The 26,117-nt window shown below is 70.6% G+C and carries 28 protein-coding genes; 20 read left to right on the forward strand and 8 right to left on the reverse strand.

What is annotated here, in order from left to right:
- Window positions 1-44 precede the first annotated feature (44 nt).
- From ACZ5NH_RS13870 to ACZ5NH_RS13880, 3 genes are all read right to left on the reverse strand, one after another.
- A complete protein-coding gene (locus ACZ5NH_RS13870; protein WP_468775068.1) occupies window positions 45-599 on the reverse strand; it encodes a tetratricopeptide repeat protein in 555 nt (184 codons plus the stop codon).
- 250 nt (window positions 600-849) lie between these two features.
- Window positions 850-1,272: an SCO4983 family protein gene (locus tag ACZ5NH_RS13875; RefSeq protein ID WP_468775070.1), complete on the reverse strand. Its 423-nt coding sequence runs from the start codon at window positions 1,270-1,272 to the stop codon at window positions 850-852.
- Between the two features lie 112 nt (window positions 1,273-1,384).
- Window positions 1,385-2,596, reverse strand: a complete 1,212-nt coding sequence (locus tag ACZ5NH_RS13880; RefSeq protein WP_468775072.1) for a pyridoxal phosphate-dependent aminotransferase — start codon at window positions 2,594-2,596, stop codon at window positions 1,385-1,387.
- A 216-nt stretch (window positions 2,597-2,812) separates the two neighbouring features.
- Between ACZ5NH_RS13880 and ACZ5NH_RS13885 the strand changes: the two genes are divergently transcribed.
- Both ACZ5NH_RS13885 and ACZ5NH_RS13890 read left to right on the forward strand, forming a co-directional pair.
- Complete coding sequence (locus tag ACZ5NH_RS13885) at window positions 2,813-3,637, forward strand: hypothetical protein (protein ID WP_468775074.1); 825 nt, start codon at window positions 2,813-2,815, stop codon at window positions 3,635-3,637.
- A gap of 202 nt (window positions 3,638-3,839) precedes the next feature.
- On the forward strand, window positions 3,840-4,673 hold the full coding sequence (locus ACZ5NH_RS13890) for a trypsin-like serine peptidase (RefSeq protein WP_468775076.1): 834 nt from the start codon (window positions 3,840-3,842) through the stop codon (window positions 4,671-4,673).
- 3 nt (window positions 4,674-4,676) lie between these two features.
- On the opposite strand, the gene ACZ5NH_RS13895 is transcribed toward ACZ5NH_RS13890, so the two are convergent.
- Window positions 4,677-6,287 (reverse strand): N-acyl-D-amino-acid deacylase family protein, encoded by a 1,611-nt coding sequence (locus tag ACZ5NH_RS13895; protein ID WP_468775077.1) that lies wholly within the window; start codon window positions 6,285-6,287, stop codon window positions 4,677-4,679.
- A 20-nt stretch (window positions 6,288-6,307) separates the two neighbouring features.
- The gene (locus tag ACZ5NH_RS13900) at window positions 6,308-7,582 is read right to left on the reverse strand and encodes an amino acid deaminase (RefSeq protein WP_468775079.1); all 1,275 of its coding nucleotides are present in this window, start codon (window positions 7,580-7,582) and stop codon (window positions 6,308-6,310) included.
- A gap of 160 nt (window positions 7,583-7,742) precedes the next feature.
- Between ACZ5NH_RS13900 and ACZ5NH_RS13905 the strand changes: the two genes are divergently transcribed.
- From ACZ5NH_RS13905 to ACZ5NH_RS13925, 5 genes are all read left to right on the forward strand, one after another.
- The gene (locus tag ACZ5NH_RS13905; protein WP_468775081.1) at window positions 7,743-8,774 is read left to right on the forward strand and encodes a sugar kinase; all 1,032 of its coding nucleotides are present in this window, start codon (window positions 7,743-7,745) and stop codon (window positions 8,772-8,774) included.
- Complete coding sequence (locus ACZ5NH_RS13910) at window positions 8,771-9,544, forward strand: IclR family transcriptional regulator (RefSeq protein ID WP_468775083.1); 774 nt, start codon at window positions 8,771-8,773, stop codon at window positions 9,542-9,544. Before ACZ5NH_RS13905 ends, ACZ5NH_RS13910 begins: the two co-directional genes overlap by 4 nt.
- A gap of 22 nt (window positions 9,545-9,566) precedes the next feature.
- The gene (locus tag ACZ5NH_RS13915; protein ID WP_468775085.1) at window positions 9,567-9,977 is read left to right on the forward strand and encodes a RidA family protein; all 411 of its coding nucleotides are present in this window, start codon (window positions 9,567-9,569) and stop codon (window positions 9,975-9,977) included.
- A gap of 122 nt (window positions 9,978-10,099) precedes the next feature.
- On the forward strand, window positions 10,100-11,578 hold the full coding sequence (locus tag ACZ5NH_RS13920; protein ID WP_468775087.1) for a GntP family permease: 1,479 nt from the start codon (window positions 10,100-10,102) through the stop codon (window positions 11,576-11,578).
- A 73-nt stretch (window positions 11,579-11,651) separates the two neighbouring features.
- A complete protein-coding gene (locus tag ACZ5NH_RS13925; RefSeq protein WP_468775089.1) occupies window positions 11,652-12,209 on the forward strand; it encodes a hypothetical protein in 558 nt (185 codons plus the stop codon).
- Between the two features lie 30 nt (window positions 12,210-12,239).
- Here the strand turns inward: ACZ5NH_RS13925 and ACZ5NH_RS13930 are convergent, their stop codons facing one another.
- Both ACZ5NH_RS13930 and ACZ5NH_RS13935 read right to left on the reverse strand, forming a co-directional pair.
- Entirely contained in the window at window positions 12,240-12,443 is a 204-nt protein-coding gene (locus ACZ5NH_RS13930; protein WP_468775091.1) for a DUF397 domain-containing protein, read from the reverse strand.
- Between the two features lie 2 nt (window positions 12,444-12,445).
- A complete protein-coding gene (locus ACZ5NH_RS13935) occupies window positions 12,446-13,297 on the reverse strand; it encodes a helix-turn-helix domain-containing protein (protein ID WP_468775093.1) in 852 nt (283 codons plus the stop codon).
- 204 nt (window positions 13,298-13,501) lie between these two features.
- Between ACZ5NH_RS13935 and ACZ5NH_RS13940 the strand changes: the two genes are divergently transcribed.
- Entirely contained in the window at window positions 13,502-13,912 is a 411-nt protein-coding gene (locus ACZ5NH_RS13940; RefSeq protein ID WP_468775095.1) for an ATP-binding protein, read from the forward strand.
- Window positions 13,913-14,077: 165 nt separating this feature from the next.
- Here ACZ5NH_RS13940 and ACZ5NH_RS13945 read toward each other — a convergent pair whose 3' ends face one another.
- Window positions 14,078-15,799: a chitinase gene (locus ACZ5NH_RS13945; protein WP_468775097.1), complete on the reverse strand. Its 1,722-nt coding sequence runs from the start codon at window positions 15,797-15,799 to the stop codon at window positions 14,078-14,080.
- A gap of 310 nt (window positions 15,800-16,109) precedes the next feature.
- On the opposite strand from ACZ5NH_RS13945, the gene ACZ5NH_RS13950 reads away from it, so the two are divergent.
- From ACZ5NH_RS13950 to ACZ5NH_RS14005, 12 genes are all read left to right on the forward strand, one after another.
- The gene (locus ACZ5NH_RS13950) at window positions 16,110-16,991 is read left to right on the forward strand and encodes a hypothetical protein (RefSeq protein WP_468775099.1); all 882 of its coding nucleotides are present in this window, start codon (window positions 16,110-16,112) and stop codon (window positions 16,989-16,991) included.
- 58 nt (window positions 16,992-17,049) lie between these two features.
- Window positions 17,050-17,757: a Flp pilus assembly protein CpaB gene (cpaB, locus tag ACZ5NH_RS13955; protein WP_388620232.1), complete on the forward strand. Its 708-nt coding sequence runs from the start codon at window positions 17,050-17,052 to the stop codon at window positions 17,755-17,757.
- A 12-nt stretch (window positions 17,758-17,769) separates the two neighbouring features.
- Window positions 17,770-19,011 carry an AAA family ATPase gene (locus ACZ5NH_RS13960; protein WP_468775101.1) on the forward strand — a complete coding sequence of 414 codons (1,242 nt, stop codon included), beginning with the start codon at window positions 17,770-17,772 and terminating at the stop codon, window positions 19,009-19,011.
- A 7-nt stretch (window positions 19,012-19,018) separates the two neighbouring features.
- On the forward strand, window positions 19,019-19,399 hold the full coding sequence (locus ACZ5NH_RS13965) for a TadE family protein (RefSeq protein ID WP_388620237.1): 381 nt from the start codon (window positions 19,019-19,021) through the stop codon (window positions 19,397-19,399).
- 1 nt (window position 19,400) lies between these two features.
- Window positions 19,401-19,745, forward strand: a complete 345-nt coding sequence (locus tag ACZ5NH_RS13970; protein WP_451555815.1) for a TadE/TadG family type IV pilus assembly protein — start codon at window positions 19,401-19,403, stop codon at window positions 19,743-19,745.
- Window positions 19,746-19,763: 18 nt separating this feature from the next.
- Window positions 19,764-21,101: a CpaF family protein gene (locus tag ACZ5NH_RS13975; RefSeq protein WP_468775104.1), complete on the forward strand. Its 1,338-nt coding sequence runs from the start codon at window positions 19,764-19,766 to the stop codon at window positions 21,099-21,101.
- A gap of 7 nt (window positions 21,102-21,108) precedes the next feature.
- The gene (locus tag ACZ5NH_RS13980; protein ID WP_468775106.1) at window positions 21,109-22,053 is read left to right on the forward strand and encodes a type II secretion system F family protein; all 945 of its coding nucleotides are present in this window, start codon (window positions 21,109-21,111) and stop codon (window positions 22,051-22,053) included.
- A 19-nt stretch (window positions 22,054-22,072) separates the two neighbouring features.
- Window positions 22,073-22,960, forward strand: coding sequence for a DUF5936 domain-containing protein (locus ACZ5NH_RS13985; RefSeq protein WP_468775472.1), 888 nt, complete (start codon window positions 22,073-22,075; stop codon window positions 22,958-22,960).
- A gap of 79 nt (window positions 22,961-23,039) precedes the next feature.
- Window positions 23,040-24,404: a sensor histidine kinase gene (locus tag ACZ5NH_RS13990; protein WP_468775474.1), complete on the forward strand. Its 1,365-nt coding sequence runs from the start codon at window positions 23,040-23,042 to the stop codon at window positions 24,402-24,404.
- A 14-nt stretch (window positions 24,405-24,418) separates the two neighbouring features.
- Window positions 24,419-25,171, forward strand: a complete 753-nt coding sequence (locus ACZ5NH_RS13995) for a response regulator (RefSeq protein ID WP_388620248.1) — start codon at window positions 24,419-24,421, stop codon at window positions 25,169-25,171.
- Window positions 25,172-25,296: 125 nt separating this feature from the next.
- Entirely contained in the window at window positions 25,297-25,494 is a 198-nt protein-coding gene (locus ACZ5NH_RS14000; protein WP_388620251.1) for a Flp family type IVb pilin, read from the forward strand.
- Entirely contained in the window at window positions 25,494-26,084 is a 591-nt protein-coding gene (locus ACZ5NH_RS14005) for a pilus assembly protein TadG-related protein (protein WP_468775476.1), read from the forward strand. The genes ACZ5NH_RS14000 and ACZ5NH_RS14005 overlap by 1 nt, the downstream gene beginning before the upstream one ends.
- The last annotated feature ends 33 nt before the right edge of the window (window positions 26,085-26,117 follow it).

Here is a 26,117-nt window from a genome sequence, read left to right on the forward strand (position 1 = left end):
CCCTGCTTGGCTCGATGTCGGTGAGAGGGTTGAGGAGTCCGAAATCATCGGAATTCCGCCGGCACTTGGGAACGCAGTGAGGGATCGGCGGCGATTGCACGACGGAACTCGTCCGCGGCTTCCTTGGTACGGTGCTGCCGCGCTCGGATTCGTCCGAGGTGCAGATGTGCCGTGCCCGCCTTGGATTTGCCGGCAGTGGCACGCTTCAGGAGTTCACCGGCCTGGTCGGGGTCGCTCGACTCCAGCAGAAGCGCCTCGTTGAAGAGAACCGATGTGAACATCGGGTCGATCTTCAGGGCCTTGTCGTAGTCCGCACGGGCATTGGCCGTCCTGCCGGCCTCGTGCGCCATGACTCCCAGGTTGTACCAGGCGTACTTGTTCTGCGGGTCCAGCTCCAGGACGCGCCGGTAGGTACGGTCGGCCCCTTGGGCGTCGTGATTCTGCTGCTGCGCGATGCCCGCCTGCAACGGGATATCGGCATCCTGCAGGTTCTGGTCCGCTGATGACGGGGCCTTGGAATCCGGGGGCGCTGCCGAGTACGCATGAATGGCCCACGTTGTCACTCCGGTGGCAACTGCCGCCGCAGTGAAGAGCCCCACCAACAATTGCCTACGTTTCACTTTGTCATATCTCGTGGAATAGTGAGGGACGATGGGGCGTCGGAGTCCGAACCACCGTCATTTCCACCGACGTTACGAGGCAGTGGTGGTGCGGCCGCCCTTTGGCGGCCGCTTGGGGTGTGCAGTCCACCCGAATGTACGCGTCGCACGCACGAAGAAATGGCGCCCGGTCCGCGCGTCGCTGCGGGTGCACGCGGACCGGGGCCGTCGAGGGATCCCGGGAGAGGGATCAGTGGGCCGCGCTGAGTTCCGTCGGGTCGCCCAGTGCGGCGGTGTGCGCGTCCATGCGTGCGGCGGACAGGATCGCCGCCGCCGTATCGGCGCGGGAGGCCGCGACGACGAGGGCGCGACCGGCGAGGGTGTGGGCCCGCTCGTGCAGGGCCGCCAGCCGGGCCTCGGGCGCGGTGCCGGTTGCGCGGGCCGGCGTTCGTCCGCTCCGCAGCCGGGCCACCTGCTCGACGAGACGTTCGGCCGCCTGGTCCAGGTCGGCGGAGGGCGCGAGCGCCCGCAGCTCGTCCGTGACGGCGAGCAGGGCCGCGAGGTGGCCGGCGAGCTGGATGTCCAGCTCCTCCTCGCGCGACCGGTGGGGGAAGTCGGAGGCGGCGCCGGCCATCGTGCTGTGGACCGACTTGGTGCGGATCGGTTCGTACATGGGGGATGGCCTCCTGTGCGCTGACAGGAAACCATCCTAGCTTGGATTTCGTCTAAAGTTGAGCTGTGTCACGGAATGGAGTCCGTCGGCTACGGCCGGCTGTGCCCGTCGGCTACGGCTGGCCGTATCCGTCCAGGAAGTTCCCGATCCGGGTGACCGCGTCCCGCAGGTCGCCGACCGACGGCAGGGTCACCACCCGGAAGTGGTCCGGCTCGGGCCAGTTGAAGCCCGTGCCCTGGACAACCATGATCTTCTCCTGGCGCAGCAGGTCCAGGACCATCCGCCGGTCGTCCTTGATCTTGAAGACCTGCGGGTCGAGGCGCGGGAAGAGGTACAGCGCGCCCTTGGGGCGGACGCAGCTCACGCCCGGGATCTGCGTCAGCAGCTCGTACGCCGTGTCCACCTGCTCCTTCAGCCGCCCGCCCGGCAGCACCAGGTCCTTGATCGACTGGCGTCCGCTGAGCGCGGCGACCACCCCGTGCTGCCCCGGCATGTTGGCGCACAGCCGCATGTTCGCCAGGATCGTCAGGCCCTCGATGTAGGAGTCGGCGTGGGCGCGGGGGCCGGAGATCGCCATCCAGCCGACCCGGTAGCCGGCCACCCGGTACGCCTTCGACATGCCGTTGAAGGTGAGGGTGAGCAGGTCGGGGGCGATCTTCGCGGTCGGGGTGTGCGTGGCGCCGTCGTAGAGGATCTTGTCGTAGATCTCGTCGGAACAGACCAGCAGGTTGTGCCGGCGGGCGATGTCGGTCAGGCCCTTCAGCATCGCCTCGTCGTACACCGCGCCCGTGGGGTTGTTGGGGTTGATGATGACGATGGCCTTGGTTCGGTCGGTGACCTTGCGCTCGACGTCGGCGAGGTCGGGCATCCAGTCGGACTGCTCGTCGCAGCGGTAGTGCACGGCCGTGCCGCCGGAGAGGGAGACCGCCGCCGTCCACAGCGGGTAGTCCGGGGCCGGTACGAGGACCTCGTCGCCGTCGTCGAGGAGCCCCTGCATCGCCATCACGATCAGCTCGGAGACGCCGTTGCCGATGAAGACGTGCTCTACGTCCGTCTCGATGCCGATGGTCTGGTTGTGCATGACGACGGCCCGGCGGGCGGCCAGCAGGCCCTTGGCGTCGCCGTAGCCGTGGGCCGTCGAGACGTTGCGGAGGATGTCCTCCAGGATCTCCGGCGGGCACTCGAAGCCGAAGGCGGCCGGGTTGCCGGTGTTGAGCTTGAGGATGCGGTGTCCCGCCGCCTCAAGCCGCATGGCCTCCTCGAGAACCGGGCCCCGGATCTCGTAACAGACGTTGGCGAGCTTGGTCGACTGGATCACCTGCATGTCGTGAGCTTACGGCCCGCCCACCCCTCTTGAGTCGTGTTTTCCGCCACGTGAGACACGGCGGTTTGCCCGGATATCGCCGATGGCTGTCTCAGGAGCCACTCGCGTCCCTAGAATGCGGTGCCGCTCCGCCGGGCCGGGCCGGTACGGCGGGGGCGTCAGGGGGTGGGCCCGAGCGGGTGGCTTGCGTGAACGGCGAGGCTGAGTGGGGCGGGGATGCGCGGAGAGACGGGGACGGACGGCAGACGCGGACCGGGTGGGGCCCACCAGGTACCGCCGAACGGGTACGGCACCGAGCCGGGGCAGGCGGCCCCGCCGGACGCCGGTCCCGCGCAGGCGGCCGCGCAGCTGCCGGACGCCGGTCACGCGCCGTCGGTCTCGCCGAACGTGTATCTCCCCAGGGCGGTGTCCGCTCCGGCGTACGACGAGTACGCCGACCCGGCCGCCGCCCACGGCTGGACGAGCGCCTATGACGAGACCCGCGAGCTGCCCCCACTGGCCGAGCCGACCGGGGTCGTCGAGCCGGCGGGGCCGGCCGCGGTGACCGAGTCGCCCGGCCGGTCCCGGCCGGGCGAGGGGCGGGCCGCGCGGCGGCGCGCCGAGCGGCGCACGGGCGGCCGCCGCCGGGTCGTGGCCGTCACCGGGGCGCTGGGAGTGGCCGGCGCCGTCGCGATGATCGCCGCCATGGCGGGCGGCTCGGATTCCCCCGCCTCGGACGGTCCGGCCGGCGGCAAGCCATCCGTCGTCGGCGACTTTGCCACCGCGAGCCCCTCCGCGGACGCCGGTTCCTCGGCCGGGGCCACCCCGACGGCCGCGGACGGCTCGGCGACGGCGTCCCGCTCGTCCGCGGCCCCGGCCGCGGGCGCGGGCGCGTCCCAGGGGAAGGGGAGCACCGGCCCGGCCGCCTCGGCCCCCGCCACGCCCTTTACGACCTCCGGTGCTTCCGAGCCCCCCGCGACCACGGCCGACCCGGCCCCCTCCACCTCCGGCTTCCCCGGCGGCCGGGGCCACGGCCACGGCAACACCAAACGCCCCCACTGACCGGTGGACGCGGCTTCGTGCATGCCCAGGTGCCCGATGTGCTCGCTTCCGGCGAGGACCGCGAGGTGTCCCGCAGAGGGAAACCCCTATGACCTGAGCCGCCTTCTTGTTCCCGCACCCCTCGTGCACTGAGTATGTGCATGACAAACGAAAGGGCGACCGGAGGACTCCGGTCGCCCAAGTCGTCAGAGGGGACCCCCACATGAACAAGCCTCTCCTTGCCGCACTCTCCTCCGTGGCCATGGCCGGGCTGGGCGCCGCACCCGCGGTCGCCGCGCCGCACACCGCCGTCAAGCCCGCGGTGACCGTCGACTACGCCGGCACCGTCGCGCTCAGCAACTGCTCCGGCTCCGTGATCCGCTTCCCCAACTCCGCCGACAGCGACCCCGCGCTCGTGCTCACCAACGGCCACTGCCTGGAGAGCGGCTTCCCGGACCCCGGCCAGGTCATCACCGGCCAGTCCTCCAGCCGCAGCTTCGGCCTGCTGAACGCCTCCGGCAGCAGGGTCGCCACCCTCCGCGCCAACCAGGTCGTCTACTCGACCATGACGGACACGGACGTCACGATCTACCGGCTGACCACCACGTACGCGCGGATCAAGAGCGCGTACGGGATCAGCCCGCTCACCGTGAACGACACCCACCCCACCGCCGGAACCGCCATCAAGGTCGTCTCCGGGTACTGGAAGCGCACCTACAGCTGCAGCATCGACGGCTTCGTGTACCGGCTGAAGGAGGGCGACTGGACCTGGAAGGACTCGGTCCGCTACACCTCCGCCTGCAACACCATCGGCGGCACCTCGGGCTCCCCGGTGATCGACACCACCACCGGCAAGGTCGTCGCCGTGAACAACACCGGCAACGAGGACGGCGAGACCTGCACGGTGAACAACCCGTGCGAGGTGGACGAGAGCGGCAACGTCACCATTCACCAGGGCATCAACTACGCCGAGGAGACCTACCAGATCCCCGCCTGCTTCACCACGGGCAACAAGCTGGACCTGAGCGCCGCCGGCTGCGTCCTGCCCAAGCCGTAACGGTCACACGGAAGTACGGCGGACGGACCGGCCCGCGAGCACGTCCGTCCGCTTCCCGTCCTCGATGACGAACCTGCCGTCGACCAGGACGTACGGGATACCGGTCGGCAGCGTGCGGGGCTCGGCGAAGGTCGCGCCGGGCGCCACCGTCTCCGGGTCGAACAGCACCAGGTCGGCCCGGTACCCCTCGCGCACCAGCCCCCGGTCCGGCAGCCGCAGCCGGGCCGCGGGCCGGGACGTGAGGTGGGCGACGCACTCCTCCAGCGACAGGATCCCCAATTCCCGTACGTAGTGGCCGAGATAGCGCGGGAAGGTGCCGTAGGCGCGCGGGTGCGGCTTGTCGCCGCGCAGGATGCCGTCGGAGCCGCCGGTGTGGGTGCGGTGCCGCATGATCGTACGGACGTTGTCCTCGTGTCCGACGTGCTGGAGGATCGTCGTGCCGAGCCGGTCCTCGACCAGCAGTCGGCGGGCCGTGTCCCACGGGGCTTCGCCCCTCAGCTCGGCCGCCTCCCGGACCGTACGGCCCGCCAGGTCGCCGAGCGCCGGGTCGGTGACACCGGAGATCTCGATCGTCTCCCACTCCACGGGCACACCGTGACAGCCGTCCGAGCCGGTCACCTCCAGGCCGTGCCGGATCCGCGCCGCCGTCGCCGGGTCGGTGAGCCGCGCCAGGATCTCCTCCGGACCGCCCTCGCTCGCCCAGCTCGGCAGGAGCGCGGCCAGGGTGGTGCAGCCGGGGGTGTAGGGATAGGTGTCGAGGGTGATGTCCGCGCCGGCGTCCAGGGCCCGGTCGAGCAGGGCCAGCAGCTCGGGCGCCCGGCCCTCGTTCACGCCGAAGTTCATCGTCGCGTGGGCCAGATGCAGCGGACACCCGGCCTGACGGGTCAGGGCGACCATCTCGGCATAGGCCTCCAGGGCACCGGCGCCGTAGGAGCGGTGGTGCGGGCAGTAGTAGCCGCCGTACGACGCCACCACCCGGCACAGCTCCGTCAGTTCGGCGTCCGGGGCGTACATGCCGGGCGTGTACGTCAGCCCGGAGGACAGCCCGACCGCGCCCTGCCCCATCCCCTCGGCGACCAACTGCCGCATCCGGCCCAGCTCCTCGGGCGTCGCCGCGCGGTCCTCCCAGCCGACGACGAGCGCGCGGACCGTGCCCTGCGGGACGAGATAGGCGGCGTTGACGGCGATCCCGCGATCCAGTCGGTCCAGGTACTCGCCGACCGACCGCCAGTCGAAGTCGATGTCGTCGCCGTATCCGTTCCACCCGGTGATCGCCCGCCGCACCTCCTGGAGCGAGCGGTCGTCGACCGGCGCGTACGACAGCCCGTCCTGCCCGAGGACCTCCAGCGTGACCCCCTGCGCGGCCTTGGCGCTGTGGTCGGGGTCGCGCAGCAGGGCGAGGTCGGAGTGGGCGTGCATGTCGATGAAGCCGGGGGAGAGGACCAGGCCCTCCGCGTCCAGCTCCCGCATGGCGCGCGGGCGCTGGCAGCCGGCCGCGGCGGCCTCCTTGACGATCGACACGATCCGGCCGCCGTCGATCACCACATCGGCCCGGTACGACGGTTCGCCGCTGCCGTCCACGACGTCGGCGTCCCGGATGACCAGGTCCTCCATGCCAGGCCTCCTGAGATCCTCTAGAAGAACGTGCGGATGTAGTCGACGACCGTCCCGTCGGCCTCGGCCACCGGGATCAGCTGCCACTTGTCGAACGACGTGCACGGGTGCGACAGCCCGAGCCCGATCCAGTCGCCGACCTCGACATCCACGCCCGGTTCCGTGCGCAGCCAGGCGTGCTGGTCGGACAGGCCGGTCACGGTGATCCCGGCGGCCGGGCGCTCGACACCGTTCCGGCGTACCACCTGGGCGGTGGGCAGGTCCAGGTCGTAGGCCGCGTCGCGCTTGCCCGCGTTGGCGAAGGCCTGCTCCGCGGTCGGCCGGGACACGACCTGCGCCCACAGCCGGAACGCGGGCTCAAGGGCCCCCTCCTCCGGGACGCGGGTGAACGGGGTGAGCCTGCGGTAGTGCCCGTCGTCGTGCGAGACGTATGCCCCCGAGCGCAGCAGCTTCAGCACCGGGAGGGAGAGCTCGGGGATCTCCTCGAACACCTCGGCCACCGCGTCGAACCAGGCGCTGCCGCCCGCGCTCACCACGATCTCCGCCGCGTCCTTGAGAAGCCCGGCCCCGTCGAGACCGGCGGCGAGCGCCACCAGCCGCCGCAGATACGCCCGCACCCGCTCCGGATCGGCCCGCGGCACCTCGCCCTCGTAACCGGCGACGCCCACGAGCCGCAGCGTGTGCGCCCGGGCCACGGCATCGGCGACGGCCCGGGCCTCGGCTTCCGTCCGTACGCCGGTCCGCGCGCCGTCACCGGCGCCCAGCTCGACCACGACGTCCACGGGCAAGGGGCAGCCCTTGAGCGCGGAGTCCATCAACTCGACGCCGCCCACGGAGTCGACGTAGCAGACGAACCGGAAGTCCGGGTCGGCGGCGAGTTCGGAGGCGATCCACCGCAGCGCCGAGGCGTCGACCAGCTCATTGGCGAGGAAGACCCGCTGGATGCCGAACTCCCGGGCGACCCGCACCTGGTGGGGCACCGCCAGCGTGATGCCCCAGGCGCCGTGCTCGATCTGACGGTGGAAGAGCTGCGGGGCCATGGAGGTCTTGCCGTGCGGGGCGAAGGCGAGGCCGTGCCGGGCGGCGTACGTCTCCATCAGCGCGAGGTTGTGTTCCAGGCGCTCGGCGGACAGCGCGAGCACGGGCGTGGTGAAGCCGTCGGCCTCGGCGAAGAGGTTGCGGCGCTGGGCGGCCAGCTCGCCGACGGTGAGGCCGGCGGCGTCCGGCGGGAGGCCCTTGAAGCGGTGGTCGACGCGTTCCTCGGCCAGCCGGGCGAGCGCTTCGCTGCTGCTCATGGAGCCCCTCTCTGAACTGTTGCACTCTCTGCAACGGTCATTGCACGGATTGCTGAATGGTGTCTAGCATCTCGCCGACACCGGGTCAACGGAACCGTGACCCGGACATCTGACAGGAGTCATCATCAACGACGCTGCTTACGGCGTGAAGGGTGCGGTCATGGAGGCTGTGGACGTGGTCGCGCTCGGCGAGTCCATGGTCACCTTCCTGCCCGCCCGGCCGGGCCGCCTCGCGGACGTGCCCTCCTTCGACCGCGCGATCGGCGGCGCCGAGTCCAACGTGGCCTGCGTACTGGCCGCCGCCGGGCACAGCGCGCGGTGGGTGAGCCGCGTGGGCGCGGACGGGTTCGGGCAGCACCTGGTGGAGCGGATCGCCGGGTACGGCGTCGACGTCTCGTCCGTGTCCCGGGACCCGGCCCGCCCGACCGGCGTCTACTTCCGCACCGCCGGCGACCGGGGAACGGGCGCGCACGAGGTCGTTTATTACCGGGCGGGTTCGGCGGCGTCGGCGATGTCGGTGGCCAACGTGGATCCGGCGGCGGTGCGGGCGGGGCGCGTGCTGCACCTGTCGGGCATCACGGCGGCACTGTCCCAGGAGTGCGGAGCCTTGCTGCGGACGCTGACGGCTGCCCGCCCGGCGCGCCCGTTGCTGTCCTTCGACGTGAACCACCGTCCGGCCCTCTGGCGGAGCCCCGAGGGGCCGCGCGTGCTGCTCGACCTGGCCCGCCGGGCGGACATCGTCTTCGTCGGCGAGGACGAGGCGGAGCAGGCCTGGGGCATCACCGGCGGGCCGGAGGCGATCCGATCGGCGCTTCCGGAGCCGGGGGTGCTGGTGGTGAAGCAGGGTGAGAGGGGCGCGACGGCGTTCGAACGGTGCCGCCCCACCGCTACCCCGGCCACCTTCGAACCCGCCCTCGACGTGGACGTCGTGGCGACCACCGGCGCCGGAGACGCCTTCGCCGCCGGCTTCCTCTCCGGCACCCTCCGCGACCTCCCCCTGGGGACCCGCCTCCGGCTCGGCCACCTCTTCGCCGCCGCGGCCCTCACCGCCCCCGGCGACCTGGCCACACCCCCCGCCCGGGACCACGCCGACCGGCTGACGGCCCTGGACGCCACCGCATGGGGGAGACTTCGACTCGCCCCCGGCTGGACGCAGGCCGAGCGGGCAACGGAGGAGGCGAACACCCCATGAGTCAGACCGTAGACCGCGCCCTGAGCATCCTGCCGCTCCTCGCCGAGGGCCCGGCGGACCTCGGCCAGGTCGCCGACCGCCTGGGCGTGCACAAATCCACGGCCCTCCGCCTCCTGCGCACCCTGCACGAGCACGGCCTGGTCTACCGCCAGTCCGACCAGCGTTACCGCCTCGGCGCCCGCCTCTTCGCCCTCGCCCAGGAGGCGATGGAGAACCTCGACATCCGCGAGATCGCCCACCCCCACCTCGTACGCCTCAACGAGGCCTGCGGGCACACCGTGCACCTCGCCGTGTACGAGGAGGGCGAGGTCCTCTACATCGACAAGGTGGACAGCCGCTACCCGGTCCGCATGTACTCGCGGATCGGCAAGCCCGTCGCCATCACCGTCGCGGCCGTGGCCAAGCTCCTCCTCGCCGACCTGCCCGAACCCGAGCGGCGCGCCCTCGCGGACCGGCTCGAATACCCCCTGTACACGCCCCGTTCGACCCCCAACGCCCCCGCGTTCCTACGGGAGTTGGAGAAGGTCCGCGAACAGGGCTGGGCCACCGACCTCGGTGGCCATGAGGAGTCCATCAACTGCGTCGCCGCCCCCGTCCGCGGCGCCGACGGCCGCGTGGTCGCCGCGATGTCGGTGTCCGCGCCGAACGTGGTCGTCACCGCCGAGGAACTCCTCACCCTGCTCCCGCAGGTCCGCCGTACCGCGGACGCGATCAGCGGCGAGTACTCCGGACGAACGCCGGTGTCGGACCCCACGAAGGACCCCGCATGACCGAGACGAAGGACCCCACCGTATGACCGACAAGATCGCCCTGACCCCGAAGACCCACACCACCCCGCCCGCCAGGTTCTCCCACGGCGTGAGGAAGGGCAACATCCTGCAGGTCGCCGGCCAGGTCGGCTTTCTGCCCGCCGAGGAGGGCAGGCCCCCGACGCCGGCCGGTCCCACCCTGCGCGAGCAGACCCTCCAGACCCTCGCCAACGTCAGGGCGATCCTCGAAGAGGGCGGCGCGAGCTGGGACGACGTGATGATGATCCGCGTCTACCTCACCGACGTGGACCACTTCGCCGAGATGAACGAGATCTACAACGCGTACTTCGAGGAGCAGGGCCTCACCCAGCCGCCCGCCGCCCGGACCACGGTCTACGTCGGTCTCCCGGCCGGCCTCCTCATCGAGATCGACGCGCTCGCCGTACTCGGCTGAGCATCTGACGGTCCCTCACCACCCGCACGCCCCTTCACGGTACGGCGGCCCTCACCCCCGGGCCGCCGCACCGCGATCCCCCCTGCCCGAAAGCACAATGCATTTACGAAGAGGACCCCCGAATGTCCTTCCTGCTCGCCGCAACCGCCCCCACCGCCCCACCACCCCACACCGGAGGCCTGCTCCTCCTCATCGACGGCACGCCCGGCCTCCTCACGGTCGCGGCCCTCGGCATAGCCCTCCTGCTGTTCCTGATCATCAAGGTCCGACTGCAGCCCTTCGTGGCCCTCCTGGCCGTCTCCATAGCCGTGGGCCTGCTGGCCGGCCTGTCGGTCACCGAACTCTTCGGCACGGTCCAGCGCTCCGACGCCGTCTCCACCATCGAGTCCGGCATGGGCGGCATCCTCGGCCACGTCGCGATCATCATCGGCCTCGGTACGATGCTCGGCGCGATCCTGGAGGTAAGCGGCGGAGCGGAGGTGCTCGCGGCCCGCCTGCTGGCCCTCTTCGGCGAGCGCCGAGCCCCCCTGGCGATGGGCCTGACGGGCCTGATCTTCGGCATCCCGGTCTTCTTCGACGTGGGCATCTTCGTCCTGGCCCCGCTCGTCTACGCGGCGGCGAAGCGCGGTGGCAACTCGATCCTGCTCTACTGCCTCCCCCTGCTGGCCGGCCTCTCGATGACCCACGCCTTCCTGCCCCCGCACCCCGGCCCGGTCGCCGCCGCGGGCCTCCTCCACGTCCAGCTCGGCTGGATCATCCTCATGGGCATCGTCTGCGGCATCCCGGCCGTACTGGCCGCCTGGGCGTACTCCGCCTGGATCGGCAAGCGGATCTTCGTCGCCGTACCGCAGGACATGGTCGAGGCGGCGGAGGAGGCGAAGCGGGCGGTCGTGGCCGAACAGCGGGCCCAGGGCGTGGCACCCCAGGAGCGTCCGGTCCCGCTCGCCACGGTCCTGGCCATCATCGGCACACCCCTGATCCTGATCCTCGCGGCCACCTTCTCCTCGATCGCCCTGGATCCGTCCCCCACCCGCTCGGTGCTGGAGTTCTTCGGCAGCCCCTTCGTGGCCCTGACGCTGGCGCTCCTCCTCGCGTACTACTTGCTGGGCCTGCGCCGGGGCTGGTCCCGCAAGTCCCTGGAAACGGTGTCCACTTCCTCGCTGAAGCCGGTCGGCAACATCCTGCTGGTCGTCGGCGCGGGCGGGATCTTCGGCGCCGTACTGAAGGCGAGCGGCGTGGCCCAGGCCCTGTCGGACACCTTCCACGGCGTGGGCCTGCCGGTGATCCTGCTGTCCTACCTGATCTCACTGGTCCTGAGGGTGGCCCAGGGCTCGGCGACGGTGGCGATCGTGACGACGGCGGGCATCGTGGCGCCCCTGCTCTCCGAGGGCCACCACTCCCAGCCCTTCGTGGCCCTGGTCATCATGGCCATCTCGGCCGGCTCCATCTTCGCCTCGCACGTCAACGACGGCGGCTTCTGGATGGTGGCCAAGTACTTCGGCATCAGCGAACGGGACACGCTGCGCACATGGACGGTTCTGGAGTCGGTGCTGTCGGTGGCGGGGTTCGCGGTGGCGGCGGTGGTGAGTGTGTTCGCGTGAACGTGACGTGAGTGAAACCGGGGATGGGCGGGCTGACTGGTTCCGGCACAGGGAAGTCGTCCATACTGCCGCCGTGGAGCAGCGCATAGGAGCGAGCAGCAAGCCGTCCGAGGCCGAGCCGTTGAAGGCCGAGCCAGTGACGGGCGCCGGTTTCGACCCGGCGTTCATCCCCGGAATCACGGTCCCGGCACCGGCGAATTCCGACGAACCGGAGCCGCAGGACGCGGAGGTGAAGGCGGAGCCGGCAGAGCCGGAGGACTCCAGGGCGCCGGAGGCGACCGAGGGGACCTCGCAGTCCGGGGACGACGAAGGCGTGGACGAGGACGGTCCGGTCGACGGCCCGGTCTTCGAGGCCTCCGACCGCCGGGCGAAGATCGTGGCCGACCGCAAGGGCGTCCGCCTCCGCCTGGACGAGGAGGCCTGCGAGTTCCGCTGGGACGAGATCGCGGCGGTCGAGACGGAGACCTCCCGCTTCGGCAAGCGCTACACGATCACCGTCCACACCCCGGACCGCCGCTGGTACCCGATCGAGATCGAGGCGACGACGAAGTCCCGCTTCAAGGAGTGGGACGAGCAGCTGGACGCGGTGCTGGACGCGTACTTCGAGGACGCCGAGGACTCCTCCGAGTGACCGAAGTGGGTCAGGGTCCGGTGGACCAGGTCAGAGAGGCCTGGTGGGAGGAGTCCCCTTCAGGGCGTTGACGAAGGGGACGAAGGCGGCGGCCTGGAAGGTGAGGGAGGCTCGGGCCGGGGTCTTGGAGTCGCGGATGGCTATGTGGGTGCGGCGATTGGCGACTTCCACGCAGGCATCGCCCTGGCCGCCGCCCGAGAAGGAGGACTTCTGCCAGATGTCGGGGGTCAGCATGCTCACAGCTCCTTCGCCAGCCGGTGAATGAAGTCACGCGAACCACTTGGGTCCAGTGAGACAGCCTCCACCCTACGGAAGAGCGTTCGATAGCGGTTGAGCTGAGCCTCGGCATCGATGTAGACGGGGCCGTTCGGGCCGTCGCGAACAACGGTGTCCAGCTTGGGAACAGGACCTCCCGCGTACACCATGGCGCTTCCGGCGCCGCCGAAATCGTCCAGATCGAAGGGGATGACCCGCATGGTGACGTGCTCGGCTTCGGAGAGCTCCAAGAGACGGTTGAGCTGACCGCGAGCTGCGAGCCGGTCACCGACCCTGATGCGCAGTGCCGCCTCGTGGATCACCGCCTCGTACGGGACCGGGTCCGGGCGCTCGATGATGATCCTGCGCTGCATCCGGTGCTCCACCCACAGGTCCACATCGCTGCTCGGGAACTCGGGGTTCACGTAGGTGAAGAGGCCGCGAGCGTACTCGGCGGTCTGGAGGAGGCCTGGGACGTGCAGGAACTCCACGTCCCATCGGTAGGCGGCGTGGTGCTCCAGCTCGGGAAGGTCCAGGAAAGCCGTGGGCAGGTGGCCTCGGTACTTCTCCCACCAGCCTTGAGTCCGGTCGGATGCGACTGCTACGAGCGCCTCGATCAAGCCTGCGTCGTCGCAGGCATAGTTGGCGGCCATACGCCGCAGACGTTGCTCACTCACTCCTGAGGTACCGGCCTCGATCTGACTGATCTGAACGGAGTTCACACCGAGCATCGCGGCCGCCTCACGGGAGCTGAGACCTGCTGCCTCACGGAGCCGGCGCAGTTCCACGGCCAACCGCATCTGCCGCGCTGTGGGTTCGCGCTTGGTCCCCATCGGCCGCTCCTTTCTCAACGCGCCTGGCTGTGCGACTCGTTCGGGGCCAGATTACGGGATCGGCTTGCTCGCTCTTAATTCTAAGGTCTACCGTCGGTCACGTAGCGCACACACAGCGGAAGCGCACCGCTCCGTCCTGCCATGGCGGCTGCGGCAATGCCACCGTGCGTGAACTCCCCACCCACCGACTGGAGTCGATGACGCATGCCCGAAAACGAGACCTGGGACTACACGCTCTACATCCCGAACGACCTCAGAGCCGTGACCGTCTGCCGTCGCACCCTGCGCCTGGTCCTGACCCTGCACGGTCTGATCGGCCTGGTGGACACGGCGGAGCTGCTGGCGGCAGAGCTGGTCTCGAACGCCGTACGCCACACGAAGGGACCGGCCGCGCTCAGGGTCCGCCGAACCCCGCAGGGCACGGTGTGGATCGGGGCGTGGGACAGCGACCCCGCGCCACCGGATCCGCCGCGCCCGCTGGAGCAGGTGGCGGAGCTGGAGGACGGACGCGGGCTGGGGCTGGTGAAGGCGTGTGCGGAGTACTGGGGGTGGCAGCCGACGGCCAGGTTCGGAGACCGGGGGAAGTACGTGTGGTGTGAGTTGGGGGCCGCGTGACGGGTAGGCGCGCTCACGCGCGCGGGATGTCCCGGGCGGCCGCCTCGCGCTCTCATGATCGCCGCTCCGGGCCCTCCGGGTCGCGGATTTGCCACCCGCGTCCCCGGCGTGCGAGGACGCCCGGGCCGCCGAGGGCCCGGGCGCCGTCACTAGGCGAAGCTCACGTCACGGCAGTGCGTGCACATGCGCCCCCACCGCGTTCGACCAGGCGTTCCCCGCCGACGCGTCCCAGTTCGTCGACCAGGTCATCGCGCCCCGCAGGTCGGGGTAGGTCCTGGACGGCTTGAAGGTGCCGCAGTTGGTGCCGGACGTCAGGCAGTCCAGGGCGTTGTCGACCACCGTGGGGGACACATAACCGCTGCCCGCCGCGCTGGTCGAGGCCGGGAGGCCGAGGCCCACCTGGGACGGGGCGAGCCCGCCCTGGAGTTGGATGCAGGCGAGGGCGGTGAGGAAGTCCACCGAGCCCTGGCTGTAGACCTTGCCGTCGCAGCCCAGCATGGAACCGCTGTTGTAGTACTGCATGTTGACGACCGTGAGGATGTCCTTCACGTTCAGGGCCGTCTGGAAGTAGGCGTTCGACGTCGACTGCATGTCGATCGTCTGCGGGGCCATCGTGATGACCAGCGACGAGCCGGCCTTCGCGGACAGGGCGCGGAGCGCCTGGGTCATGTACGTCGCGTCGAGGCCGTTCTCCAGGTCGATGTCCACGCCGTCGAAGCCGTACGTCTGCATGAGGGAGTAGACGGAGTTCGCGAAGTTCGTCGCCGACGTGGAGTCGTTGACCGACACCGTGCCGTTCTGGCCGCCGATCGAGATGACGACCTTCTTGCCGGCCGCCTGTTTGGCCTTGATGTCCGCCTTGAACTGGTCCACCGTGTAGCCGCCCAGGCCGGACGAGTCCAGGTTGAAGGTCACGGCACCCGGCGTGGACGTCGCGTCCGCGAAGGCCACCGCGATGATGTCGTACGAGGACGGGACGTCCGACAGCTTCTGGACCGTCGCGCCGTTGTTGAAGTTCTGCCAGTAGCCGGTCACCGCGTGCTTCGGCAGGGAGCCACCGCCACCGCTGCTGCCGCCGGAGGCCGTCGTGCCCGTCACCGCCGCCGACTTGGCCGACTCGCCCGCCGCGTTCGTCGCCGTCACCTGGAAGGTGTACGACGTGGCGGCGGCCAGTCCGGTCACGGTCGCCGACGTTCCCGTCACCGCCGTCACCTTCGTGCCGTCGCGGTAGACGCTGTAGCCCGTCGCGCCCGAGACCGGGGACCAGGACAGCGAGACGGAGGAGGATGTCGTACCGGAGACCGTCACGTCGGTGGGAGCCGCCGGGACCGTCGGGGCCGGGTCGCCGCCTCCGCCGCCGTCGGGGCCGTAGACCGAGACCTCGTCGGCGTAGTAGGCCGCCTGGCCGTACCAGCCGTGCGTGTAGACCGTGACCGAGGTCGTCGACCCGCCGGTGGTGAAGGTCGTGGACAGCTGTTTCCAGGCCGTCGTGTCCGGCGTCCATGTGGACACGTCCGTCGTGCCCGTGCCCGTCACGCCCAGGAAGGAGTAGCCGCCCTGGACCCATGCGCTGAGCGTGTACGTCGAGCCGGGCTTGACCGCGACCGTCTGGGTGCACTGGGCGTCGTCCTGGCCCGCCGGGGTCGCCTTCAGCGCGGAGGAGCCGGAGTGCACCGGGGAGGAGACGGTGGTGCCGCTGCCGGCCGTGCACGTCCAGTCGGTCAGGCCCGACTCGAAGCCGGCGTTCTTGACGTTGTTCACGTCCGCCGCGGAGGCCGGGCCCGCGGCCGCGGTGAGGCCCGCCACGGAGAGGGCGAGGGCCGTGGCGGCGGACCACAGGGTGATTCGCCGTCCGCGGGGTCTGGGTATGCCTGGTGCATGGTCCACTGGGGCCTCCGGTGGGGAAGTGGGGTCGGAGAAGGGGGAGCCTCGGTGAAGAGGGGGAGGGAGAGATGCGGTCGCCGCCGTCGGGCATACAAGTTGGTCCAGACCAATCGAGGTGTCAAGAGGTCCAGACCAGATCGGCTTCCGGATCGAAGCTCAAGCTGTCCGGATTTGGCGGGAGTTGTGACCAGAGAGTTCCACGCGGGCTTCACAAACGCTGTTCTCCGGTCATACGGCCGTGGATACAGTGCTCACATAGTCACGCAGTGAAGTCGTCCCGGCGTACGGGAGTTACCTCCGTGGGCCGGCGGATGTGAAGAGCGGGGAGCTGCGCGTGCCAACTGCCATTGCCGTGACCAGTGCCGACCTGGCACTGCCGGCGCAGGACGAACGGACCATGCCGGCCGTCGTGCTCGGCGGCCTCGACCAGCGGCCCCTGGAGCACGCGCTCACCGAACTCCACACCCTGACCGAGCAGTACGGATATGTGGTCGTCGTCTGCTCGGCGGCCACCCCCGAGCCCGTCGTACGACGGCTGCACACCCTGCGCTCACTGCTGGAGAGCGATCGCATCGCCCTCTTCCGGCCGGAGCTGCCCCCGCTCGGCATCGCCGTGCTCGCCCGGCAGCTCCGGCAGCTCGCCTCCTGCGATCTGAGCCCGGGCGTGCTCGCCTCCGCCGGCCGGCTGCTCACCCACTACATCCACGCCGGGGCCGTGCTCGGCTCGGTCGCCAAGCTGGACCGGGTGCCGGTCGCGCTGAAGGCGCACGCCAAGTCCTGGGTGCCCGGCAGCCAGTTCGCCGTGCTCGCGCATCCCGAGCCCCAGCTCGTGCGCATCGGGCCCGGGGCCACGCTCAAGGGGCCCGAGTTCAACACCTGGATGCTCGTCGCCAAGGGACAGACGCAGGGTGACTGGGTCGCCGGGCTCGCGGGGCAGTGGAGCGTGCACGGGCTGCGCGAGGTCCCGCTGCCAGCCGAGTCCCCGGTGTGGTGGGGGACCGGCCGCATGACCGAGTTCTGCAGCTACCTCGCCGATCTGTCCGTTCTCTACCAACTGGTCACCTCGGTACGGCAGACCGCCTGTCACTGGTGCGGACTGGACGTCATCGGCGACCGCTGTGTCTTCTGCTCCGCCACCCCGCCCACCCACGAACCCGCCGCGCCCCGCGCCCTGGAACAGCGCACGCCCGCCTGACCCGCCCCGTACGTCCCCAGTCCGCTCGACCGATTCCCCCAATGAGGTTGCACGGTTCATGAACTCCCGTCAGCGCCGCGGCGTGATACTCCTGATCCTGTCGGTCCTGTGCGCTCTCGGCGCGTTCGCCGGCGTGCTCTCCGTCGTCCACGACGTCGATTCCAAGGTCGGACCGGAGGTCACCGCCTACCGGGTGCGGTCCGATGTGAAGCCGTACACCACCCTGGGCGCGGATCAGTTCGAGAAGATCGAGATGCCCAAGCGGTGGCTGTCGGACAACGCGGTCACGGATCTGCGGCAGATCCAGGGCAAGATTGCGGTCACCACCCTGCGCAAGGGCTCCCTGCTCCAGACCGACATGGTCGTCGACCAGCCCGCCCTCCAGCCCGGACAGCAGGAGGTCGCCATCATGATCGACGCGGCGACCGGCGTGGCGGGGAAGATCACCCCCGGATCGCACGTCAACGTGTACGCCACCTTCTCCGGAAAGAAGGAAGGCGACCCGGACCAGTCGAAGATCATCGTCACCGACGCCCGGGTCCTCGACGTCGGCCAGATCACCGCCCTCGACCCGGACCAGAGCAAGAACCAGCAGCAGCCCAGCGAGGCCGTCCCCATCACCTTCGCGCTGTCCACCCTCGACGCCCAGCGCATCACCTACGCCGAGTCCTTCGCCCAGCGCGTCCGGCTCGCGCTGGTGGCGCCCGGCAGCGAGACCAGCGTCCCGGACAAGGACCGCACCTACGAACTCGCGACGGACAAGTGAGAGGCGGCCCGCATGCCTACCAGGATCCTCCCGGCGGGAGCCGACCCGGACGCCGTACGCTCCCTGACCACCCTGCTCAGCCAGCTCCCCGACGCCGAACCGCAGCCGCCGGTCGGTGACTCCACCCAGCTCGTCGACACCCTCGCCCGGCTCGCCGCCGAGTCCGTGGACGAACTCCCGGAAGTCGTCGTCGTGCACGAGCGGATCGGCCCGGTACCGGCCCTGGAGCTGATCCGCGAGGTCGCGCTCCGCTTCCCCGCCGTCGGTGTCATCCTCGTCACCACCGACGCCGGCCCCGGTCTGTTCTCCGCCGCCATGGACTCCGGCGCCCGCGGCCTGGTCGCGCTCCCGCTGTCGTACGAGGAACTCGCCAGCCGGGTCCAGGCCGTCGCCCAGTGGTCGACGGGAGTACGGCGCCATCTCGGCCACGGCGCCGCCGATGCGCTCGGCGGGGTCGGCGGCACGGTCGTCACGGTCAGCGGCGCGAAGGGGGGAGCCGGGGCGACGCTGGCGGCCATTCAGCTCGCCCTCGCCGCGCAGGCCTCCGGGCGGGCGACGGCTCTGGTCGACCTGGATCTGCAGACCGGGGACATCGCCGGCTACCTGGACATCCAGTTCCGCCGGTCCGTGGTCGACCTCGCCGCCATCACCGACATCTCGCCCCGCGTCCTCGCCGACGCGGTCTTCCGCCACGACACCGGGCTCGCCCTGCTCCTCGCGCCCGGCGAGGGCGAACGCGGCGAGGAGGTCACCGACCGCGCCGCCCGCCAGATCGTCAGCGCCCTGCGCTCCCGCTACGAGGTGGTCGTCGTCGACTGCGGCGCCCAGTTGAGCGGGGCCGGTGCGGCGGTGGTGGAGATGGCCGACATCGCGCTGCTGGTCACCACCCCGGACGTCATCGCCGTCCGCGCCGCCAAGCGGACCGTACGGATGTGGGACCGGCTGCAGATCCGCAAGGCCGAGGAGACGACGGTGGTCGTCAACCGGCACACGCGCAGTACGGAGATCCAGCCCGCGCTCGTGCAGCGGATCACCGGAACCGCGCTGGCGCGTACGGCGATTCCCGCCAACTTCAAGGAACTTCAGGCCGTTGTGGATGCCGGCCGGGTCCATGAGCTCGACAGCAGGAGCACGGTGAAGCAGGCGCTGTGGGGGCTCGCGGGGGAGCTGGGGCTGGTGCGGGCGGCCGAGGGAACCGCGGGCCATCGGGGGAGCGGGCGTGGTCCGGGCGGGTTCCGGCGGCGGAAGGAGTGAGTGCTCCATGAGGAGGCCGGGTGGGGATCGGGGGCAGGTCAGCATCGAGTTCCTGGGGATGACGCCGCTGATCGTCCTGACGTTGGTGCTCGTGTGGCAGGCCGTGCTGGTGGGGTACGCCTTCACACTCGCGGGGAATGCCGCGGACGAGGGGGTGCGGGCGGGGACGGCGGCGCCTCGGGGGGAGCGGTACGGGGTGTGCCGACAGGCGGCGCTGAAGCATCTGTCGGGGGCGTGGCGAGGGGGAGCGAGCGTGGACGAGTGCGGGGGGACCGGCTATGTGACCGCGAAGGTCGGCATCAAAGTCCCCGTCCTCTTCCCCGGTTCCATCGACTTCCCCGTCACGGTGTACGGCCACGCCGGCGCCGTCGAGGAGGTGAAGCACTGAGATGCCGCACCGCCGTGGACGCGACCGGGGCCAGGTCGCCATCGAGTACCTCGGGTTCGTTCCCGTACTGCTGCTCGTCGGGCTGGCCGGCATCCAGATCGGCGCCGTCGCCTACGCCGCCGAGCAGGCCGGTACGGCGGCCCGGGCGGGGGCGCGGGCGGCGTCCCTCCAGCAGTCGTACGCACAAGCATGCGCGGACGCCGTGAGCAGTGGGATCTCCGTGACCTGCGCACCCGGCCCCGGAGGCGACGGCTCCGTGACCGTCATCGCCAAGGTGAGGATCCCGAAGGTCATCTGGGACTTCGGCTACGCCACCAAGTCCGCCACCATGCCGCTCGACCACTAAGCGAGGAGGTGCCGACAAATGAGCCTGCGCGCACGCATCAGCACTCCGGAGGAGCACGGCAGCCGGGGCGAGGACGGGCATCTGGTCGCCTCCTACCGGGCCAAGCTGCTGGAGGAGATCGACCTCGCGGAGATGAGTTCGCTCGCGGCGGCCGAGCGCCGGGCGCGCCTCGAGCGGGTGCTCGGGCACATCATCAGCCGTGAGGGCCCGGTGCTGTCGACGGTCGAGCGCTCGCAGCTGATCCGTCGGGTGGTGGACGAAGCGCTGGGCCTCGGCATCCTGGAGCCCCTCCTCGAAGACGCGTCGATCACCGAGATCATGGTGAACGGCCCCGACGCGATCTTCGTCGAACGAGGCGGCCGCGTCGAGCAGTTGCCCCTGCGGTTCGCCTCCGCCGACCAGCTGATGCAGACCATCGAGCGGATCGTGTCCACCGTCAACCGGCGGGTGGACGAGTCGAACCCGATGGTGGACGCCCGCCTGCCCTCCGGCGAGCGCGTCAACGTGATCATCCCGCCCCTGTCGCTGACCGGCCCGATCCTCACCATCCGCCGCTTCCCGCGCTCCTTCACCCTCCAGGAGCTGATCTCCTTCGGCTCGCTGGACGAGCACATGCTGTATCTGCTGGCCGGGCTGGTGCAGGCGAAGTTCAACATCATCGTCTCCGGCGCCACGGGCACGGGAAAGACGACCCTGCTGAACGCGCTGTCGGGCCTGATCCCGTCCCACGAGCGCATCATCACCATCGAGGACTCCGCCGAACTCCAGCTCCAGCAGACCCATGTGGTCCGGCTGGAGTCGCGGCCGCCGAACGTCGAGGGCCAGGGCCAGGTCACCATCCGCGACCTGGTCCGCAACTCCCTCCGGATGCGCCCGGACCGGATCGTGGTCGGTGAGGTCCGCGGCGGCGAGTCCCTCGACATGCTCCAGGCGATGTCGACGGGCCACGACGGATCGCTGGCGACCGTGCACGCGAACAGCGCGGAGGACGCGCTCACCCGGCTGCAGACCCTCGCCTCCATGTCCGACGTCGAGGTCCCCTTCGTAGCCCTGCACGACCAGATCAACAGCGCGGTCGACGTCATCGTCCAGCTCACCCGGTTCGCCGACGGCGCCCGCCGGATCACCGAGATCGCGCTGCTCGACAGCCACGGCGGGGAGCCGTACCGGATCGCGACCGTGGCCCGGTTCGACGCCCAGCCCATGACCCCCGACGGGCGCGTGTACGGCAGCTTCCAGTACTTCCCCCTGCCCCGCCGTACCGCCGACCGCCTCTACATGGCGAGCCAGCCCGTCCCGCAGGCCTTCGGAGTCGCCCACTCCGTGGACCAGCTCGCCACCCGAGAAGCCAGGTAGGCCACCCATGGAACTCCACACCCTCGTCCAGCTCACCGCCGGAGTGACGCTGCTGACCTGCGTCCTGGCGGTGGCCGGCGTACACACCTACGCCTCGGGCCGGGCCCAGCGCGCGGCCCTCGTGGACCGGCTCACCCACACCGGCCCTGTCCCCGCGACCGGCCGCAGGCGCCGCTTCCGCGACCTGGACCGGCGACTGCGCCGCACCCGCCTCGGCCGCTGGCTGGAACTGCGCCTGGCGGCGACCGGCCTGGACGTCACCCCGGGCGAGTTCTTCGTCTACATGCTCGCCACCGTCGCCGCGCTCTGGCTGATCGGCCAGGCCACCCTGGCCCCCTTCTTCGGTCCCCTCGCCGGCCTCCTCGGCATCTGGGCGGCGGTGCAGTTCCTCAACTGGCAGCGGCAGAAACGCATCGAACGCTTCATCAACCAACTCCCCGAACTCGCCCGCATCCTGGCCAACGCCACCCAGGCCGGCCTCGCCCTGCGCACCGCGATCGGCATGGCGGCGGAGGAGCTGGAGGCCCCGGCCGGCGAGGAACTGGCCAAGGTGTCCGACCAGTTGGCCATCGGCCAGTCCCTCGACGACGCGCTCGGCGAACTGGCCGACCGGCTGCCGTCCCGGGAGCTCGTCGTCCTCGTCACGACCCTGGTCCTGTCCAACCGGGCGGGCGGCCAGGTGGTGTCCGCCCTGCGGAACCTCACCGAGACCCTGGAGGAACGCAAGGAGACCCGGCGTGAGATCCGCACCCAGCTCTCCCAGGTGACCATGACGTCGTACGCCGTCCCCGTCCTCGGCGTCGGCGCGCTGTTCTTGATGAACGGCGTGAAGGACGGCGCGCTGGCCCGCATGACCGGCTCACCGGTCGGCCAGGCCTGCGTGCTGATCGCCTTCGCGATGTACGCCGTCGGATTCGTCCTCATCCGGCGCCTGAGCCGGATCGACGTGTGAGGGGAGGGTCGGCCCGATGGTGGGATTCCTGCTCGCCCTGCTGATGGGGCTCGGCGTCTGGGGCGCCTTCGCCGGCCTCCGGATGTACCGCGCGGACGCGAAACTCCCCGGCGACCTGGCGGTGGCCCTGGAGGTCGGCGCCACCCGCACCGGCGCGGTGGGCTCGGTCATCGACCGGATGGGCATGCGCTACGCCCCCGCCGTGCTGCGCCTGATGGGCCCGCGCCTGGTGGCCAAGTACCGCCGCAAGATCGACCTCGCGGGCAACCCCGGCGGCCTGACCATCGACCGCTACGCGGCCCGCCGCGCGGTGTACGGCGCGCTGGGCGGGGTCGGCTGTCTGGTGTTCCTGCTGCGCGGGCAGTGGTTCGTGGCCGTACTGCTGCTGCTCTTCGGCGCCTTCTGGACGGAGGTGGGCATCTGGTCGGCGATCCGGGTCCGCAGGGACGTCATCGAGCGCACGCTGCCGGACTTCCTGGACGTGCTGGCCGTGGTGGTCAGCGCGGGGCTGGGCTTCCGCCAGGCTCTCGACCGGGTGGCGACGAGGTACGAGGGCCCCTGGGCGGACGAACTGCGCATCACCCTCCGCCAGATGGACCTCGGCATGAGCCGCCGCCAGGCCTTCGCGGAGCTGCGGAGGAGGAACGACTCGGAACAGGTGGCGATGTTCGTGACGGCACTGCAGCAGGGGGAGGAACTGGGCGCCCCCATCGTGGACACGCTGGTCTCCCTGGCCAAGGACATGCGCCGCACCGACGCGCAGAACGCCCGCCGCAAGGCCGCCCGCGCGGTGCCCAAGGCCACGCTGGTGATCACCACGTTCATGGTCCCGGCCACGATGCTGCTGCTGGGCGCCGGCCTGATCCTCGGCTCCGGCGTGGACTTCGGCTCGCTCACGGGGAAGTGAGGCGGGCGTGACGGTGGCGGGGCTGATGGGGCGCGGGGGAGGAGTGTTCTCCGGGGCCGGCGGCCGGGTGCGCGCGGTCATGGGTTGGTTCGTACGCCGCTGGCGGGCGACTGCCCATGCGGATTCCGCCACCGCCGAACCCTCGGAGAAGATCCAGATCCGTGCGCTGCAGGCCATGTGCCGGCAGGTCTTCGGCTTCCGCCTGGCCATGATCGCCCTGGCCGCGCCCGCCGCGCTGCTCCACGCGGCCCCCGGCCTGGGCGCCCGCCTGGTCGGTGCGGCCGTGGTGGTCACCTTCATGGTGTCGTACGTCCTCTTCCGCGACTGGGAACGCTTCGGCCCGCTCCTCCTGCGCCACCCCAGCCTCCTTGCCGCCGACACCCTCTTCGGCTCGTTCCTCCTGATCTCGGCGGGCCCGGACACCACCCTCGCCTACGTCAGCGTCTGCACCCCGCTGCTGGCCGGCCTGGTCTACAGCTGGCGCGGCGCGGCGTGCTTCGCCTCCCTCCAGTCCCTGATCCTGCTGCTGGTCCACGCCACCCTGAAGGCCGACCGCCACGCCCCGGTGGCCGAGGCCCTCCTGCTCCCCGGCCTGTGCGTGATCTCCGGCGCCATGGGCTCGACCCTGCGCAACCTGATGCTCCGCTTCGGCGCCGCGACCCACGCCCTGACGACGGTCCAGGCGCGCCTCGCGGCGGCGGAGGCGGTGAGCGCGGAACGCGCCCGGCTGGCCCGCGAGATGCACGACTCCGTGGCCAAGACCCTGTACGGCGTGGCCCTCGCGGCGGACGGCCTGGCGGCGACCGCCTCCGCCGACGCACCCGACCCCGGCCGCATCCGGCAACAGGCGGACCTGGTGTCCCGCTCGGCCCGCAGGGCGGCGGCGGAGTCGCGGGAACTGCTGACGGACCTGCGCCGACAGCAGCCGGATCCGCTGGGGGAGACCGAGACGGCGGTGTGGCACGAACTGACCTCCGTGGCCCGGAGCTTCACGACCCGCACGGGCCTGCGGGTGACCTGCCGCTGGCCGAACGACCCCGCCGGCGCTCCGGACCTGCCCACCCTGTCCGCCCCCTTGTCCCGTCACCTTCTCTCCATTGCCACAGAGGCGCTGGAGAACGCGTACCGCCACGCCTCCGCGACCCAGGTGGAGGTGGCAGCGGCGGTGCACGGCAGCCTGCTGCGCCTCACGATCCACGACGACGGCCGGGGCCTGCCGCCCGGCACCACACTCGACCGGCTCCGCGACTCCGGCCACTTCGGGCTGCTCGGCATGGTGGAGCGGGCCGCGCAGATGGGCGCGAGGATCCGCATCGGCAGGGGCGACCACGAACGGGGCACGGAGGTGCGGGTGGAGCTTCCCGTGTCGTTCCCGCCCTCCGTGTCCTTTACGCCCTCCGTGCCGTCCATGAACGGCTCCGACCCCGCATCCCGGGAAGCCTGAGAGGAGGCGGCATCATGCAGCACAGTCCCCCCTGGCCGAAGGAGGCCGCACCGGCTGCACCTCCCCTGCGCCTGCTGGTGGCCGACGACAACCCCGTGGTCCGGGCGGGTTTGACGGCCCTGCTGTCCGGCCGCGAGGACACCACGGTGGTGGCGGAGGCGACGGACGGCCGGGAGGCGTACGAGGCGGCTGTACGGCACCGCCCGGACGTCATCCTCCTCGACGTCCGCATGCCCGGAGTCGACGGAATCTCGGCATTGCCGCACCTGGTACGGGTGGCGCCGGTCATGATGCTCACCTACAGCCATGAGACGGAGACCGTGCGGGAGGCGTTGCGGCTGGGTGCGGGGGGATACCTGGTGCACGGCGAGTTCACGACGGAGCAGTTGGTGCGGGCGGTGCGGGACGTCCGGGAGGGGCGGCCGCATGTGACTCCCGGGGCGGCGAAGGCGTTGCTGACGGAGTTGCGGGCCAGTGCACCTGCACAGGCGGAACCTCAAGTCCCGCAATATTTGCGGAAAACTGCGCCCCAAGTTCTTTCGCAACTGCAATCCTCCATGGGACAGTCATTCCGTTCACATTTCCGGCTGAGCACGAGGGAGGCGGAGATCATGGACCTCATCGCGTCCGGCATGACCAACCAGCAGATCGCCGCCGCGTGCTTCATCTCCGAGAAGACGGTCAAGAACCACATCAACCGCATCTTCGCCAAGCTCCAGACCACCACCCGGTCCCAGGCGACCGCGAAGTGGTTGGGGGTGGCTTGAGGTGGGAGCGTGGGGGAGCGGACGGCGGGGGGAATGGGTCCGGGGTTGGGTCCTGGGGCCCTCTCAAGAGGGCTGGGTCCCGGCGTACGTTTCCCGGATCGGAGGCGAACCCGGAGGGGACCACCATGAGCAACTGGTTCAACACCACCGTCGCGTACCTGCAGGCCCGGGTTGCTCGCAGCGACAAGGGGCAGACCGCGGTGGAGTATCTGGGCATCATCGCGGTGGTGGTGGCCATCGTGTTGGCGATCACGGGTACGAGCATCGGTCAGACGATCTTCGACGCGATCAGGAACAAGATCGCCCAGGTCACCGGCGGCTGATTTCTCCACGCCGCGACGCAGGGCAGGCCTTCCCCATCTACATCACGGTGGTGGCAGGCCTGCTCTTTCTTGCGTTGGCCTACCTCGCGGTCGGCCAGGCGTCGGTGAATCGCAGCGGTGCCCAGACAGCTGCGGACGCGGCAGCACTTGCGGCGGCCCAGAACGCGAGGGAGCAGCTCACGGCACAGTGGGTGCGCGTACTGGCCGATCCCAACAAATGGCAGGACATCTTCGACGGCAGGGTGACGTTCGACGTCGCCCCGTGCTTGCGGGCCGGCCAACTCGCCGGGCAGAACCATGCCTCGTTGACGGGCTGCTCTCCGCAAGGGCTGCTGAAGTACCGGGTCGACGTGCAGACCAACAAGTCCGTCGGCAGGTCCGTGGTGCCCGGGTCGGAGAACTACAAGTCGAGGGCTTCCGCCACCGCCGAGATCCAGCCCCTCTGCACCTTCAAGCTCCCCGACAAGGGTGCGGACGGCGCCGCCCTGCCCGAACTCACCTGCAGGGACAAGGTCTGGCATCTGAAGCCGGACGACACAACGGGGCTGCCGAAGCCCCAAGACCTCTTCGACGTCCATCTGGCCGACTGACGAGCGAACGATCAATGACGAAGGAAGCGGAGC

The organism is Streptomyces sp. NPDC031426 (assembly GCF_055581585.1).

Coding starts and splice junctions, on each gene's coding strand:
- ACZ5NH_RS14000 (WP_388620251.1), top strand. CDS start 25,297: ATGAGCAACTGGTTCAACACCACCGTCGCGTACCTGCAGGCCCGGGTT.
- ACZ5NH_RS13910 (WP_468775083.1), top strand. CDS start 8,771: ATGAGTCAGACCGTAGACCGCGCCCTGAGCATCCTGCCGCTCCTCGCC.
- ACZ5NH_RS13995 (WP_388620248.1), top strand. CDS start 24,419: ATGCAGCACAGTCCCCCCTGGCCGAAGGAGGCCGCACCGGCTGCACCT.
- ACZ5NH_RS13930 (WP_468775091.1), bottom strand. CDS start 12,443: ATGCTGACCCCCGACATCTGGCAGAAGTCCTCCTTCTCGGGCGGCGGC.
- ACZ5NH_RS13990 (WP_468775474.1), top strand. CDS start 23,040: ATGGGTTGGTTCGTACGCCGCTGGCGGGCGACTGCCCATGCGGATTCC.
- ACZ5NH_RS13915 (WP_468775085.1), top strand. CDS start 9,567: ATGACCGACAAGATCGCCCTGACCCCGAAGACCCACACCACCCCGCCC.
- ACZ5NH_RS13980 (WP_468775106.1), top strand. CDS start 21,109: ATGGAACTCCACACCCTCGTCCAGCTCACCGCCGGAGTGACGCTGCTG.
- ACZ5NH_RS13920 (WP_468775087.1), top strand. CDS start 10,100: ATGTCCTTCCTGCTCGCCGCAACCGCCCCCACCGCCCCACCACCCCAC.
- ACZ5NH_RS13935 (WP_468775093.1), bottom strand. CDS start 13,297: ATGGGGACCAAGCGCGAACCCACAGCGCGGCAGATGCGGTTGGCCGTG.
- ACZ5NH_RS13880 (WP_468775072.1), bottom strand. CDS start 2,596: ATGCAGGTGATCCAGTCGACCAAGCTCGCCAACGTCTGTTACGAGATC.
- ACZ5NH_RS13940 (WP_468775095.1), top strand. CDS start 13,502: ATGCCCGAAAACGAGACCTGGGACTACACGCTCTACATCCCGAACGAC.
- ACZ5NH_RS13890 (WP_468775076.1), top strand. CDS start 3,840: ATGAACAAGCCTCTCCTTGCCGCACTCTCCTCCGTGGCCATGGCCGGG.
- ACZ5NH_RS13885 (WP_468775074.1), top strand. CDS start 2,813: ATGCGCGGAGAGACGGGGACGGACGGCAGACGCGGACCGGGTGGGGCC.
- ACZ5NH_RS13975 (WP_468775104.1), top strand. CDS start 19,764: ATGAGCCTGCGCGCACGCATCAGCACTCCGGAGGAGCACGGCAGCCGG.
- ACZ5NH_RS13895 (WP_468775077.1), bottom strand. CDS start 6,287: ATGGAGGACCTGGTCATCCGGGACGCCGACGTCGTGGACGGCAGCGGC.
- ACZ5NH_RS13875 (WP_468775070.1), bottom strand. CDS start 1,272: ATGTACGAACCGATCCGCACCAAGTCGGTCCACAGCACGATGGCCGGC.
- cpaB (WP_388620232.1), top strand. CDS start 17,050: ATGAACTCCCGTCAGCGCCGCGGCGTGATACTCCTGATCCTGTCGGTC.
- ACZ5NH_RS13965 (WP_388620237.1), top strand. CDS start 19,019: ATGAGGAGGCCGGGTGGGGATCGGGGGCAGGTCAGCATCGAGTTCCTG.
- ACZ5NH_RS13905 (WP_468775081.1), top strand. CDS start 7,743: ATGGAGGCTGTGGACGTGGTCGCGCTCGGCGAGTCCATGGTCACCTTC.
- ACZ5NH_RS13960 (WP_468775101.1), top strand. CDS start 17,770: ATGCCTACCAGGATCCTCCCGGCGGGAGCCGACCCGGACGCCGTACGC.
- ACZ5NH_RS13900 (WP_468775079.1), bottom strand. CDS start 7,582: ATGAGCAGCAGCGAAGCGCTCGCCCGGCTGGCCGAGGAACGCGTCGAC.
- ACZ5NH_RS13970 (WP_451555815.1), top strand. CDS start 19,401: ATGCCGCACCGCCGTGGACGCGACCGGGGCCAGGTCGCCATCGAGTAC.